Annotated in this window: 13 protein-coding genes; 8 read left to right on the forward strand and 5 right to left on the reverse strand. The window is 33.3% G+C overall.

Annotated elements, in window-relative coordinates; translation table 11 throughout:
* Positions 1-109: 109 nt before the first annotated feature.
* The 3 genes from BW939_RS08780 (at position 110) to BW939_RS08790 (ending at position 3,618) form a co-directional block, all read left to right on the forward strand.
* Positions 110-1,687 carry a DHA2 family efflux MFS transporter permease subunit gene (locus BW939_RS08780; RefSeq protein WP_076451653.1) on the forward strand — a complete coding sequence of 526 codons (1,578 nt, stop codon included), beginning with the start codon at positions 110-112 and terminating at the stop codon, positions 1,685-1,687.
* 243 nt (positions 1,688-1,930) lie between these two features.
* Complete coding sequence (locus BW939_RS08785) at positions 1,931-2,830, forward strand: EamA family transporter (RefSeq protein ID WP_076451654.1); 900 nt, start codon at positions 1,931-1,933, stop codon at positions 2,828-2,830.
* A gap of 236 nt (positions 2,831-3,066) precedes the next feature.
* Positions 3,067-3,618, forward strand: coding sequence for a DNA-3-methyladenine glycosylase I (locus BW939_RS08790; protein WP_076451655.1), 552 nt, complete (start codon positions 3,067-3,069; stop codon positions 3,616-3,618).
* A 67-nt stretch (positions 3,619-3,685) separates the two neighbouring features.
* Here the strand turns inward: BW939_RS08790 and BW939_RS08795 are convergent, their stop codons facing one another.
* From BW939_RS08795 to BW939_RS08815, 5 genes are all read right to left on the reverse strand, one after another.
* On the reverse strand, positions 3,686-4,111 hold the full coding sequence (locus tag BW939_RS08795; RefSeq protein WP_076451656.1) for a hypothetical protein: 426 nt from the start codon (positions 4,109-4,111) through the stop codon (positions 3,686-3,688).
* A gap of 408 nt (positions 4,112-4,519) precedes the next feature.
* Positions 4,520-4,888, reverse strand: a complete 369-nt coding sequence (locus tag BW939_RS08800) for a hypothetical protein (protein WP_076451657.1) — start codon at positions 4,886-4,888, stop codon at positions 4,520-4,522.
* A 63-nt stretch (positions 4,889-4,951) separates the two neighbouring features.
* The gene (locus tag BW939_RS08805; protein WP_076451658.1) at positions 4,952-5,842 is read right to left on the reverse strand and encodes a DUF4238 domain-containing protein; all 891 of its coding nucleotides are present in this window, start codon (positions 5,840-5,842) and stop codon (positions 4,952-4,954) included.
* A 33-nt stretch (positions 5,843-5,875) separates the two neighbouring features.
* Positions 5,876-7,462, reverse strand: a complete 1,587-nt coding sequence (locus BW939_RS08810; protein WP_076451659.1) for a patatin-like phospholipase family protein — start codon at positions 7,460-7,462, stop codon at positions 5,876-5,878.
* Between the two features lie 183 nt (positions 7,463-7,645).
* Positions 7,646-8,545, reverse strand: a complete 900-nt coding sequence (locus tag BW939_RS08815; protein ID WP_076451660.1) for a magnesium transporter CorA family protein — start codon at positions 8,543-8,545, stop codon at positions 7,646-7,648.
* Positions 8,546-8,621: 76 nt separating this feature from the next.
* Between BW939_RS08815 and BW939_RS08820 the strand changes: the two genes are divergently transcribed.
* The 5 genes from BW939_RS08820 (at position 8,622) to BW939_RS08840 (ending at position 14,986) form a co-directional block, all read left to right on the forward strand.
* Positions 8,622-9,644 carry a 3-oxoacyl-ACP synthase III family protein gene (locus BW939_RS08820; RefSeq protein ID WP_076451661.1) on the forward strand — a complete coding sequence of 341 codons (1,023 nt, stop codon included), beginning with the start codon at positions 8,622-8,624 and terminating at the stop codon, positions 9,642-9,644.
* A gap of 17 nt (positions 9,645-9,661) precedes the next feature.
* Positions 9,662-10,036 carry a VOC family protein gene (locus BW939_RS08825; RefSeq protein WP_076451662.1) on the forward strand — a complete coding sequence of 125 codons (375 nt, stop codon included), beginning with the start codon at positions 9,662-9,664 and terminating at the stop codon, positions 10,034-10,036.
* A 373-nt stretch (positions 10,037-10,409) separates the two neighbouring features.
* Positions 10,410-12,671 carry a glycoside hydrolase family 3 C-terminal domain-containing protein gene (locus BW939_RS08830; protein ID WP_076451663.1) on the forward strand — a complete coding sequence of 754 codons (2,262 nt, stop codon included), beginning with the start codon at positions 10,410-10,412 and terminating at the stop codon, positions 12,669-12,671.
* Between the two features lie 436 nt (positions 12,672-13,107).
* Positions 13,108-14,373: a serine hydroxymethyltransferase gene (glyA, locus tag BW939_RS08835; protein ID WP_076451664.1), complete on the forward strand. Its 1,266-nt coding sequence runs from the start codon at positions 13,108-13,110 to the stop codon at positions 14,371-14,373.
* Between the two features lie 139 nt (positions 14,374-14,512).
* Positions 14,513-14,986: a regulatory protein RecX gene (locus tag BW939_RS08840; protein ID WP_076451679.1), complete on the forward strand. Its 474-nt coding sequence runs from the start codon at positions 14,513-14,515 to the stop codon at positions 14,984-14,986.
* Positions 14,987-15,251 lie beyond the last annotated feature (265 nt).

Raw genomic sequence — 15,251 nt, forward strand, 5'->3', positions numbered from 1 at the left:
ATAATTATAAGATTTAAATAGTAAAAGATTACACGCCAAATACAATAATAATTATGCGCATCAGTAATCTTTTAAAACTTTAATTTTTTAATCTTAAATTAAATATTAAATGCAAGATTCATTAGTAGAATATGGAGCCAGAAGAGTAATCATCACGATTACAGCGATTCTTTGTGCTTTGCTAGAAATTGTGGATTCCACGATTGTAAATGTTGCCCTCAACGAAATGAAGGGGAACATGGGTGCCACACTTTCTGAAGTGGGATGGGTGATTACAGCATATGCAATTGGTAACGTAATTGTAGTACCAATGACGAGCTGGCTTTCACAACAGTTCGGAAGAAGAAATTACTTTGCAGCCTCCATTATTATTTTTACCATTTTCTCATTTTTATGTGGGAATGCCGATAATATTTGGGAATTGGTGTTTTTCAGACTCTGTCAGGGAATTGGCGGTGGAGCTTTGTTGGTAACATCACAAACGATTATTACAGAATCTTACCCCGTTGAAAAACGAAGTATGGCACAAGCAATATATGGTTTGGGAGTAATTATTGGGCCTACTTTAGGTCCGCCGTTGGGAGGGTATATTGTAGATAATTACAGTTGGCCGTATATTTTTTACATCAATATTCCAATCGGAATTGCTGCAACTTTAATGACACTTCAGTTTGTGAAAAGTCCGAAATTCTCCGAAAAAAGAAAAGCTTCAGATGTAGACTGGCTCGGAATTATGCTATTGGCATTAACTGTTGGTTCATTACAGTTTATTTTAGAAAGAGGCCATGAAGAAGACTGGTTTGAAAGTAGAATGATTGTCACCTTTACCACCACAGCTGTTTTAGGATTTATATGTTTCCTTTGGCGAGAATTAACATTTAAATATCCAATTGTAGAACTCCGTGTTTTGAAAAACGGAAATCTAAGAATTGGAACTGTAATGTCTTTTGTATTAGGTTTTGGGTTGTATGGTTCAACCTTTATTGTCCCTTTGTACACACAGAGTATTTTGGGATGGACGGCACTGCAATCTGGAGCCTTGATGATTCCTGCAGCTTTAACAACGGCTTTCATGATGCCGATTATCGGAAGGTTACTTTCTAAAGGAGCAAAACAACAGATTTTGGTTTCTTTGGGGTTATTAATATTCTTTATCTACAGTTTCTGGGGTTACAAAATATTAACACCTGATACCAGTAAAGAAGCTTTCTTCTGGATGTTGATCGTAAGAGGAATGGGACTTGGTTTATTGTTTATCCCAATTACGTCTTTGTCATTAAGTACATTAAAAGGTCAAGAAATCGGTCAGGGAGCAGCTTTTACGGGAATGATGAGGCAGCTTGGAGGTTCTTTCGGAATTGCAGCTATCACCACATTTATTGCTAATGCCAGTCAGAAATACAGAGTGAATTTAATTTCGCACCTCGATAGTGATAGTTTGGATGTGCAGCAAAGATTAGCAGGTTTAAAAGCTAATTTTATTGCGAAAGGACTAACGCCAGATAATGCAATGAAAGCCGCATACAAAGTCTTAGATATGACCGTCACGAAACAAGCTACCGTGCTATCTTATATGGATGTTTTTCTGTATTTAGGTATAGCCTTCTTGGTTTGTATTCCGTTTATCTTGTTTATTAGAGAACGGAAAAGCAAAGAAAAGATTGATTTAAGTGAAGCGATGCACTAAAATACACTAACCTCTGAGACTTTTCAGAGGTTTTTTTTGATTTTATAAAAAATAATACCATTCCACGTATTTTTTTGCTTACCCAATAATGGTTTGCCTCGTCTAAAGCTTAGTAAACTTTCCTCTAAATAAGTTGGGCTTAGAACAACAGATTTCTTTAAATGCTTTTACAAAACACTAATATCATTTGTCTCTATTCCCTATCTTTGTCTCTCCTAAAAACCAATATAATTTCCTTTCAAATTGAACAATCTGAAATATTATTTAGCCGCTATTACCGCCTTTGCATTATGGGGTACCTTCAGTCTGGTGCTAAAGCCGCTGCATTTTTATCCGTCATTGGATATTCTTTTTTATAGAGTGTTCAGTTGTGCAATTATTATGACGGTGGTTACGTTGCTTTTCAGAAAAGCGAAGTTGAAAAATAATTTGAATTTCTTTAAAACGCTCATTAAAAAAGACAAACAGAAAATCATTGGCTTAAATATTTTGAGCAGTATCTTACTCACCGGAAATTGGTTTTCATTTATTTATGTAATGAATCATATCAGTGTGCGTGCAACGTCGGTTGCCTATTTAGTTTGCCCGATTATCACCACAATTCTTGCATTTTTTATTTTGAAAGAAAAACTTACAAAACTTCAGTGGATTTCCGTTTTTTTAAGTGCTGCAGGATGTATTTTGTTATCGTATGCTAGTCTTATTGATATGGTTTACAGTACGCTGATAGGTTCTACTTATGCCTGTTATTTGATTATTCAAAGTGTTAATTCTAAATTTGATAAGTTTTTGGTTCTCAATTTCCACATGATTCTTTCAGCTTTAATTTTATTGCCATTTTTCCCGAAATATTCAGGTGCGGTACCTACAGATTTGGTTTTTTATTTTTATATCGAGATCATTGCAGTGATGTACACCATTGTTCCGTTGCTTCTGAATTTGTTTGCATTATCAGGAATCGCTTCTTCAAAAGTGGGAATGATTCTTAATATCAATCCAATTATTGCGTTTATTTTGGCAGGTGCAGTTTTCAATGAAGCTCTCGGAGGATTGCAGATTTTATCTTATTCCATCATATTTTTAGCGGTTATTATTTTTAATGCGAAAGAAATTTTCAGATTAAAAACTGAGGCCGCTGTTTGAAAGAGTTTTACTTAAGTCTTTTTAATTATAATTGTAATTCAACCTTAAGCACAATTCCTCTTTTTCCCAGACCTGAATGGAGGTGGAAATTTTATTTTTTTGAAAATCATAAAACGCTCATTGATAATCAGAGAAAATGACCAAGAGTTTGACGTTTAGCAAAAACAAAAGAATATCATCTTCAGGAATACACTTTCACCTATCTTACTTTTAACCAAAACAGAAAAACTATTCACATGAGTTATTGTTCAGCCATAGAAAATATGCAGCCCGAAAGCAGAAAAGAGCTGCACAAAAACTACCATGATAATCATTACGGTTTTCCGATTCATGATGATAATGAATTGTTTGGAAGATTAATCATGGAAATCAATCAGGCAGGTTTGAGCTGGGAAACGATCTTGAAAAAAGAAGAAGGTTTCAGAAAAGCGTATGATAATTTTGATATTCAAAAAGTTGCCAATTACACCGTGGATGACCGTGAGAGATTGCTCAACGATCCCGGAATCATCAGAAATAAACTGAAAGTAAACGCCGCTATAGAAAATGCCAAAACCATTATCGAACTTCAAAAAGAATTCGGATCATTTGAAAAATGGCTAGAACATCATCATCCAAAAGATTTACAGGAATGGATGAAGATCTTCAAAAAAACATTCAAATTCACAGGTGGAGAAATCGTGAATGAATTTCTAATGAGCATCGGGTTTCTGAAAGGTGCTCATGCAGAAGATTGTGTGGTGAATGAAGAGATTTTGAACTGTGATCCTATGTGGAGTAGAGATTAAAAAAATCGCACAAAATTTCTATTTGTGCGATTTTATTGGTAAGATGCTTTTTTGAAATTTTTAATCTTTATTTTCCAAAAATATCTTCACTTGTTAGTTTACTCATATCTCTTGTAAAAAGGTTGGCTTTGCCTCCAAAAGCATCAGAAACATATGCGATTTTTTGCGCCGTTTCTACACATTTTTCGCATTCAAAATTAATGTGAGTGTTGTCTGCCATATCTATCGATATATGTTTTTTCTTTTCCGAATATGTTGTTACAATGATCTCATAAATTTTACTCCAATCAAGGATGGTTTGATTTTCTTTCGTGTAAACACGAATATTTTCTTTTGTGAATTCTAAAGTACCGCCATAAACACTGTCTGATCCGGTAACATTTTTTGCTTTTTTGGTGTTTTTATTGAGCCACTTTAATGTGTCTTTTACACTTTGGCCGTATGAAAAATTTACAGCAAGAGCTACAAATAACAAGATTAAGATTCTTTTCATTTTGTTTAAATTTTAGGTTGTTTAGTTTTTATTTTAAAATTAAAATTAATATTTGTGTTTATCACAATCTATTTTCTACAAACATACTAAACCAAAAATTAAAAGTATTACTCATTTAGAGTGTATTATCAAGTTTTTTTTTGACCGCTTAAATAAATATACGGTAGCTAGCTTGTTTCATGTTAATTTTTTTTTTGGAATATCAGCTATTTGTCACAATGTATAATTTATAGTAAAGAGAAAAAAAGAATTTTAAATCTTGACCGCTTTTTACTTACACAAAAGCCTAAACTCAAAGAAGAAATACAAAATGTTTTCAATTATGGCAGATTATGGATCATCAATTTTTTTATGTAAAAGAAGCTTGGCTAAACACTATTCAAATAATTACAAAATGAGCAGCGAGGTTTATTTCATTTTACTTTTCAGTCTCTCGATCAACATTGTGACAATTCTTTTATTAAAGACTTTACTGTCAGACTGATAGACCTCTAATTCCTCCAAAGTAAACATCCCGATGGTCATTCCAATGAACGTGTTTTTCAGCACAGCATCTTTTTGCAGACTCTGTTCTATAAACGTTTGCTTTTTAAAAGGCGATAACGTAGTGAAATCTGCTTTTTGTCGCAATGCATAGTTGGTAAACAATGAAAGATAAAGGTCGTTCTGTAGCTTTAAAATAGGACGCAATGTTTCGTTTTGAAATATTTCTGCGGGAGTGGTTGTCTCTGAGTTGGGTAGGTTGAGAGATTCTCTGAGGTTTATTTTTGTGGTCATGGGATTTTATTAATTTAACGCTCAAGGATATTTATCATTTTTTATCTGTATTATAAGATAGTATTATAAATTGACTACGTCAGTACTTTCAAAAAAATAAATATTTTCTAAAGCATTATTATAAACTTTTCGATTGAGATTTTCAATATCAATTTCATTAATGATTGTTTCTTCTATTTCATTTTTATCACTTGATGATATAATCAAAGCTATTTTAGGATTTAAAGGATAGTAAAGCTCCATGTCTTTCACCGCACCATCTTCGTTTTTATCATTTTCTAAGAAATTAAAAATTGGATTATCAGAAGTTATAAAATTATAATCAGATTTACTGACTAAAAAATTTAATTTAATTTTTTTTCTAATGGAAAGTCCTATACCAATTTCAAAACCGTATATTATTTGAAAAATGAGCCAATACTTTTCTTTATAAAAGTTACTCTCCCTAATACCTTTTAATACATTTTCTTTCATTTTTTTGGTTCTAACATATTGAAAACTAATAAAAAATAATGCATCACTATATTCAGCATCATTTTTTAATAATTCTATTATTTGCTGAACGGAATTTGATCTAATCAATTTTTTACCTAACTCTTCAATATTAGTGAAAAAATCCTCAATCATATTAATTCTTTCCAATTCAGCAAAGTCTTGAACAGTTGATTCAAAGTGTTTTGATAAATTGGAATTTTTATAAATTGCAGAAATGATTTGAATTATTTGTGGTCGTGAATATTCGCTTGCGTGGTCATCTACTATTTGTAAAATCTCTAAAAAGTCTTGGTCCGAATAATTAGGAACTGTATAGAAATAATTTTCCAGCGAAGTATTTACAAGATTGACTTTTGTTTCTAAATTTTTCCTTAGTAAAATTGTATTTATATAATTATTTATTGACCAATTTTTTAAATATTCTTTCCAAACATAATGTTGCTTCTTCTTTTTTTGCATTCTTATCAATTTCTATAGTTATAAATAGACTACTCACCCCACCGTCTTCGTATCCTCCTCCTTCAATATCTTTTTATCTTTCATGGCAACCATCATTCTTTCACACTTATATTTTGCCCAGTCAAATTGATTAAGGAAATCTAGAGCGGAGACAAATCCGGCGTTGAAGAGCTGTTCTTTTTCTTCTCTTTTCATAAAGAAATTAAGCCAGCTGCTCGTTCCGCAGTTGACGGTTTTGATGCTGTAAAGATTGTAAAAAGAGTATTTTGTTAAAAAGGTTTTATCATTGAAACCTTTTAAAGTTCCTAAGATATTTCCGGCGTAGGATAGGGGAGTTTTCATTATTTGTTCACTCGTTTTTCCTTTTTCGCCTAAAATTTCTGAGTCGCTGGTCAGTTGTACACCAAACAGAGGAAGTCTCGGATAAAAAATATCATTCATGTGAAAAAGATCAATCGGGAAATTGGAAAGTGTACCGCCATCAATAAAAATCCCGACAGGATAAATGTCTTCTTTTGTAGTATTCATCCAGAATTTCCAAGCATATTTTACGGAGTCATCGTCTTTGTTGATGAGCTTTTGCATCGGTTCAAAAAAGAAAGGAACAGACATCGAAGCCCGCACAAACTCAGCAGGACTAATGTGTTTCAGTTCTTCTTCCGACCAATAGAGATTCGCCATCGTTGGTAATTCAACTTTTATTTTGGCGTTGATATCTGTGGTGATAACAATATATTCAGTTTTAAGCTGATAAAAAGGATTGTTCTTATAATAATCATTGTTTTCGGCACTTTCAAAAAATAGGCGGTATCTTGTTTCGTCAATGTGTTCGAGATTGTTATTTTTAATTTCTTCAATACCTCTTAATGCATTTTGGTAAAATTCAGAATTGTTTCCGTATCGGTAATTGAGATTCATTTTGTCTTCTTTCTGAATAAATTTCTCATTGAGTTCGGCTACGGTTTTAATTCCGAATCCGTTCATCACATTGGTCATTTGATTAAGGAAAACATTTCCGGGATTGAGTCCGCTGTTGCTTTTCCTGAAATCATTATAAAACTTTTTAAAAAAGAAAAACCCAATGATAATAGGAATTAACGGAACTAAAAATAAAAGTTTTGCATTAAGAATTGTTTCGGATGAAATGATAAACGGCAGCGCAACAAGAATCAACATCACTACAGCAATAATAATCACATTGATTTTAATGAAATTTTTATTGTTGAGCATCGCATGAATGGTCGTCCTCACATACGATTTACCATCCATGAAATCTGAAAAATCCCAGTTGAAAAGAATGTCTTTAATGACTTCACCTTTTGCTTTTTCTTTGGTTTTGCAGGCTGCAATAAGCATAGTGTTGATGGCTCCTGCGCTCGTTCCTGCCACTTTCAGAAATCGGATTCCGAAGATTTCAAGTGCATACATATAGCCAACCAGTGCGCTTCCCCAAACGCCACCACCTTCCTGTACAAATTCGATATATTGATTGCCTTCTGCATCGAGAATATCAGAGAATTCTTTCTTGGAAATGTTTTCATGCAAAGCGTTAAGCTTTTCTTTTGATTCCTGAGAAAGAGTTTCGTCCTCAAGGATTTTTTGAAGGATTTCGGTTTTCATAATTTTGGTTTGGTGTTTTGTTTTTGATTTGCGTTAAATAAAATTTATATTTTTACCCTCGCTGATTCCGCTAATTTGGCAGATTAATTATTGAAAAAATCTGCTTTATCTGCAAAACCTGTTTGATTTAATGTTTATATCTACTTACATATCTGTTGATTGATTAAACAACTAATAAAATTATTACCACTGCTTTCTCCTCGCATAAATAAACGTACAAATTACAATCACACACATCAAACCAATCGTATAAAAATACCCGTGTTTTGTATGCAGTTCCGGCATATTGTCGAAGTTCATTCCGTATAAACCGGCAATAAATGTGATTGGTAGAAAATAAACTGAATAAATAGCCAAAACTTTCATTACCTGATTGGCTTTTTGATCAGACAATGCCAGAAACATCGAAATTAAGTTGGTAATCTGAATATTTAAATGATCAAAATCGGCAACCACATCTTTTTGTTTATCCTTTAAATCGACTACTTCAGAATCTTCCAAATCCAACAATTTAAACTTATCAATGGCGTCGTTTGAAATCGTTAAAACCCTAGAATTTAAACCAGATTTTCTTTTCAGTTTATACAATCTTCTAATTTGCGTGGTATGATTGGTGTTTTTAAGAAAAATTTCGTTTTCTATATTATCCATTGTTTCAAAAAGACTGATGGCTTCATCATCAAAAGTTTTCATAATAACCAAAGAAATCATGAGCGCAATTTTCTGTGGTTTTGTATCATGTGTATTTGCGGTAAGTGCTTTTCTTGTTTCGGTAATACTTTTAGCCTTCATTCTGTGAACCGTAATGATGGTTTTTTCCAAAAGAAAAATTCCTATTTTGGTACTAATGTCGCTGATGGTGTTGAGGTTTTTACGTTCGAGCTCTGTACTCTCTCGCAGGAGAAAAAATTTCACATTTCCGTCTTCCTCATATTTGGGTAAGTGATTGGGGTCTAATGTGTCTTCCAAAAGGAGATTATTGATTTTATATCTTTCATGAAGGTACTTCATATCTTCGTCCGTAGGGGCTTCTACGTCTATCCATTCGCATCCCGAATCATTGTAAATTGTAGTAATAGGCATAAAGTAAAAATACTATAAATTTTAAAAAACGATGTGTAAAATAAAGTTTTATCTTTACCAAAATTAAACAAACTATATGATTAAAAGTACAATAAAAGGGATCGGATTTCACGTTCCGGATCATGTTGTCACCAATGATGATTTAGCAAAATTAATGACCACTAATGATGAGTGGATTACAGAGCGAACAGGTATCAAAGAACGAAGACATAGACTCAACAGAAATGACGCCCAAGAAACCACAGCTTTTCTTGGTTTTAAAGCTTCTGAAAAAGCATTACAAAACGCTGGTTTAACCGCAAAAGATATCGATTATATTGTTTTTGCAACTTTATCTCCGGATTATTATTTTCCTGGTTGCGGTGTTTTGCTTCAAGATATGTTGGGTTGCGATACCATCGGAGCTTTGGATGTGAGAAACCAGTGTTCGGGTTTTGTGTATGCGATGAGTGTTGCCAATGCTTTCATTAAATCTGGAACGTACAAAAATATTTTGGTTGTAGGAGCTGAGGTTCATTCTTTCGGACTAGATTTTTCGGATGAAGGAAGAGGAGTTTCTGTAATCTTCGGCGATGGAGCGGGAGCGATTGTACTTTCTGCAACTGAAGATGAAAATGCAGGTGATATTTTGGCGATGAATATGCATTCTGAAGGGAAATATGCCGATGAATTGTGCACGCAGTTTCCGGGATCAAAATACGGGTGGAGCGACAGGATGAGAAAAGAACCCGAAAATGTGACCAATAAAGAAGTATATCCTATTATGAACGGAAATTTTGTTTTCAAACACGCTGTTACAAGATTTCCAGAAACGATGCAGGAAGCTTTGGATAAAGCAGGCAAAACAATAGAAGATTTAGATATGTTTATTCCGCATCAAGCAAATCTTAGAATTGCTCAGTTTGTACAACAGAAATTTGGTTTACCGGATGAAAAAATTCACAATAACATCCAAAAATACGGAAATACAACCGCAGCTTCTATTCCTATTGCGTTGAGTGAAGCAATAGAATTAGGCAAAATAAAAAGAGGAGATTTGGTGCTTCTTTCTGCTTTTGGAAGCGGGTTTACTTGGGGTAGCGTTTTGTTTCAATATTAAATTGATTATAAAGAAAAATGAAAAAAGTTACAGGCATCGGCGGAATATTTTTTAAAACTAAAGACAAGAATGCTGTAAATAATTGGTATAAGAAAAACTTAGGATTAGAAATAAGTCCTTACGGAGTTAGTTTTCAATGGAAAGACAAAGAATCTGGAAATACAGGAACAACCCAATGGACGCCCTTTGAAGACGATACAACGTATTTTGAGCCTTCACAAAAAGATTTTATGATCAATTACAGAGTAGAAAATATCGAATTATTAGTTGAACAACTCAAAAAAGAAAATGTAGAAATTCTCGATGAAATTCAAACCTATGATTATGGGAAATTTGTACATATTTTAGATTTAGAAAACAATAAAATACAATTGTGGGAACCAATAGACTGAAATCTTGATAGCAAATAATAACAAAATCTCTTTGAAGTAATTTTTAAAGAGATTTTTAATTTTTATTAAAAAGAAAAATTAAACTCGCTATCCTTATACTTCTTGCAGTAATTAAATTTACGATTATTGGTGCATTCCAGCAAATCATACACCTCAAATCTTATTAAAACTGTATAATCAGAGTAGTTCTTTTTTAGAGTTTTCTGGAGTTAATCTTTTCATCATTAAAATTTTTACCTCAGATAAATTTCAAAATTTTAGAAATCCATAAACCTCTTTTGCGAAAATTAAATATTTCAAAAATTCATTGTCTCATTTTGAGGTAATGAATTTTTATTTTCTTAATTTTGTTACCAATTCAAACTAAAAGTTTATGATAAAAAAAGCTGCTCTATTTAGTTTTTCAATACTACTTTCATCTTCCGCATTTTCGCAGAACACAACGATACCTATTTATCTAGATGATTCAAAACCCGTTGAGCAAAGAGTGAAAGATGCACTCTCTAGAATGACTCTAGAAGAAAAAGTGGCAATGCTTCACGCACAATCAAAATTCAGTTCTCCCGGGGTTCCTCGTTTGGGAATTCCAGAATTTTGGACAACCGACGGGCCTCACGGCGTAAGACCAGAAGTACTATGGGACGAATGGGACCAAGCAGGCTGGACGAATGATTCAATAATCGCATATCCCGCTCTCACAGCTCTTTCTGCTACCTGGAACAAAAATATGTCTTGGAATTATGGCAAAGCGCTAGGTGAAGAAGCCCGATACAGAAAAAAAGATATTCTTTTGGGCCCAGGTGTCAATATTTACAGAACTCCTCTCAACGGAAGAAATTTTGAATACATGGGCGAAGATCCGTATTTAAGTTCAAAAATGGTCGTTCCTTATATAAAAGGAGTACAATCAAATGGTGTAGCAACTTCTGTTAAGCATTTTGCAATCAACAATCAAGAAATGTTTAGGCATACAAGCAATGTAATTATGGATGACCGTGCTTTGTACGAAATTTATCTTCCAGCATTCAAAGCCGCAGTTACAGAAGGAGATTCTTGGACGATAATGGGTGCTTATGATATGTATAAAAATCAGTACGCCAGCCAAAATCAATATCTTTTAAATGATATTCTTAAAAAAGAATGGAACTATAAAGGAGTAGTGGTTTCAGATTGGGGCGCTGTCAACAGTACCGAGCAGGCTATTAAAAACGGTCTCGATCTGGAATTCGGAAGCTGGACAAACGGTCTTTCTGCCGGAACGTCAAATGCTTACGACAATTATTATTTGGCTCATCCTTATTTGAAAATGATTAAAGAAGGAAAAATAGGAACTACAGAATTAGATGATAAAGTCACCAGAATTCTAAATCTGGCATATAAAACTACTTTAAACAGAAATAAACCTTTCGGAAACGTCGCTTCTGCAGAACATAAAGCTGTAGCAAAAGAAATTGGCGAAGAAGGAATTGTATTGCTTAAAAATGATAAGAATATTCTTCCTATTAATATGAGCACAGCAAAAAAAATTGCTGTAATTGGTGAAAATGCCATCAAAGTAATGACTGTAGGCGGTGGATCTTCTTCCTTAAAGGTAAAATACGAAACTTCTCCATTGGAGGGAATTAAAAAGCGATTTGGGCAAAATGCTGAGGTTCAGTATGCAAGAGGGTACGTAGGTGATGTGGGAGGAGAATATAATGGTGTAAAATCTGGTCAAGATTTAAAAGACAATCGTTCAGCAGAGGAAATTTTAAAAGAAGCTATAGAATTAGCAAAAAATTCAGAATATGTAATTTTTGTGGGAGGTTTAAACAAAGCTGATTTTCAAGACAGTGAAGGAAATGATAGGAAAAGCTACGGATTGCCGTATAATCAGGATGAGGTAATTTCTGCTTTGTCAAAAGCCAATAAAAATCTTGCCGTAGTTTTGGTTTCCGGTAATGCTGTTGCAATGCCGTGGATAAAAGAAGTTCCTACAATCGTTCAGGCTTGGTATCTTGGTTCTGAAGCGGGTAATTCTATAGCAGCAGTTTTGGCAGGGGATGCCAATCCTTCAGGGAAATTACCATTCACTTTTCCCGTGAAATTAGAAGATAATTCAGCTCACAAACTAGGCGAATATCCGGGGAATAAAGAAGAACTGGCTGCCGGAAAAGGAAAAGATCAAAAAAATCCAATCAATATTACTTATAATGAGAGTATTTTGGTGGGATACAGATGGCATGATACCAAAAAAATTAAACCATTATTCAGTTTTGGTCATGGTTTAAGCTATACAACATTTCAATTTAGTAAAGTAAGTGCTGATAAAAAAACGATTTCTCAAAATGAGAAAATTAGTTTCACTGTAAAAGTTAAAAATACCGGTAAAAAAGAGGGTGCAGAAGTAATTCAACTTTATATTTCAGACAAAAAATGCTCAGTTTTAAGACCTGAAAAAGAATTAAAAGGCTTTGAAAAAGTATTTTTGAGCCCTGGCGAAGAAAAAGAAGTTACTTTTACTATTGACAATGAAGCCCTCAGTTTCTTCGATGCTCAAAAACACTCTTGGGTTGCCGAGCCGGGAGACTTTGAAGCTCAAATAGGTAATTCATCAGATAATATTCTTACCAAAGTAAAATTTACTTTAAAATAAAAATTTCTATAGTTAATTAGTCTAAGAGTTCTGTGATTTATTTCGCAGGACTTTTTTTGTGGTACTATTTAACACGAATGATTGCTTGTAAGGAATTGTTTTTCTAAATTTAGATTCATATCAACCCATTTACTATTTTAATCAAAGGTATTTCTTTGAAAAATCTAAAGCCAGTGCCTATCTTAAAAACGTATTCATTATTCAACTCTATTTTTTAATGCACTTAAAAATAGCAAAGAAATGACGCTAATGAATTCTTAAAAAAATACAGAAATCAATTTTAATTTATTTAACCATAGTCTTTCTCTCAACTTTACTTATTTAATTTATAACGAAATGCAAAACAAGTACAGTTGAAATCAATGTTTCATTATTATTTTAAATCTTACTTAAAATTCCTTATTTTTGCAATAGAAATCTAAAACTTAAAAAGTAAATGGACATTATTTTTGACCTAATCGAAAAAGAAAGAAAGAGACAAACGCATGGTATCGAGCTTATCGCATCAGAAAATTTCGTTTCTGAGAATGTGATGAAAGCAATGGGTAGTGTTTTAACAAACAAATATGCAGAAGGGTATCCAGGAAAAAGATATTACGGAGGTTGCGAAGTGGTAGATGAAGTTGAAACTTTGGCCATCAACAGAGCCAAAGAACTTTTTGGAGTAGATTATGTAAATGTTCAGCCCCATTCAGGATCTCAAGCCAATGCTGCAATTTATTTGGCTGTCCTGAAACCAGGAGACAAAATTATGGGGATGGATCTTTCGATGGGAGGTCATCTTACACACGGCTCAGCAGTAAATTTCTCAGGAATTCAATACAATGTAGTTTCTTACGGTGTTCAGAAAGAAACAGGTTTAATTGATTATGACCAAATGAGAGAAGTGGCATTGAGAGAAAAACCAAAAATGCTTATCGCTGGTTTCTCAGCCTATTCAAGAGATTTAGATTATGCTAAATTTAGAGAAGTGGCAGACGAAATCGGAGCTACACTTTGGGCAGACATAGCTCACCCAGCAGGTTTGGTAGCAAAAGGTCTTTTGAATAATCCATTTGAACACTGCCATGTTGTAACTACAACCACTCACAAAACCTTAAGAGGACCAAGAGGTGGAATGATCATGATGGGCAAAGATTTCGAAAATACTTATGGTCACAAAACTCCAAAAGGAGATATCAAAATGATGAGCCAGGTGCTTGACGGAGCAGTTTTCCCAGGAATTCAGGGAGGCCCTCTGGAACATGTGATTGCAGGAAAAGCAATTGCTTTTGCAGAAGCTTTAGATACTAAGTTTGAAATCTATGCAAAGCAAGTTCAATCTAATGCAAGAGCTTTGTCTAAATCTATGATTGACAGAGGTTTTGAAATCGTTAGCGGTGGAACAGACAACCACTTGATGCTGGTAGATCTTAGAAATAAAGGAGTAAATGGAAAAGAAACTGAAAAAGCATTGGTTTTAGCAGATATCACCTGTAATAAAAACATGGTCCCTTTTGATGATAAATCTCCGTTTACAACCTCAGGAATTAGATTCGGAACGGCAGCCATCACTACCAGAGGCTTAAAAGAAAACGATATGGAAACCATCGCAGAATTAGTTTCTCAAGTAGTTGACAATATCAAAAACGAAGAAGTAATTTCTTCAGTTAGAAAAAAAGTAAACGAATTAATGGAAGGTAATGCACTTTTCAATTACTAAAAAAGCTTTTGGATATTAGCTTCATGCTTTTAGCAGCTAGATATAAGGAAAGGTGCAGAGTTTTTTTGCACCTTTTGTATTACTTATAAAACAAAAAAGCAATATTATAAATCAAAATTCGAATCTCAAATCTCAACTCTTGATAAAATCCTACACATTTCAGGAAATCAAACAAAAACTTGTAAACTACTGCGTTTACCAAGACCGATGCCATGCAGATGTGGAGCAGAAGATGAGAGAATTCTTATTAATTGAAGAAGCAAAAGAAGAAATCTATCTTTATTTATTAAAAGAAAACTATCTCAACGAAGAGCGGTTCACCCGTAGTTATATCCGTGGGAAATTTTATATTAAACATTGGGGGAAAACCAAAATCAAAATCCACCTGAAACAGAAAGGTATAACTGAAAAGCTGATTAACAAATGCTTTGACGAAATTCATGAAGAGGATTACCAAAAAACCATCAAGAAAATTTATCAAGATTATTCCTCCAGACAACATGGTTTGAAGGAATATCAAAAAAAGTCCAAAACCATCAAATATCTCATCAGTCGCGGGTTTGAGTATGACAAAATTTTATTTGTATTGGAGGATTTAGAATCTGAAATTTAATATTCTTATCAGATAATTTTTTTGTTATCATTATCCAAGAATCTTTTGTACTTAATGTTTTACTATATTGTCATAAATTAGTTTCTATTGTTCCCACAAAACATTTTCTTTCTAATCTAGGCGCAGCAGTATATAAAAGAATCCATATTTTGGGATCTAGTATTATAAATCGCATTTTTTCAAAATCAAAATTTCATTAGAGATTTTTCATTTTATCATTTTGCATTATTTAACACCCGAAAAGATTCAAATGTAAACTAAAAAT

The sequence above is a fragment of the Chryseobacterium piscicola genome (genome assembly GCF_900156685.1).
In the GTDB taxonomy this organism is placed as follows: Bacteria; Bacteroidota; Bacteroidia; order Flavobacteriales; family Weeksellaceae; genus Chryseobacterium; species Chryseobacterium piscicola.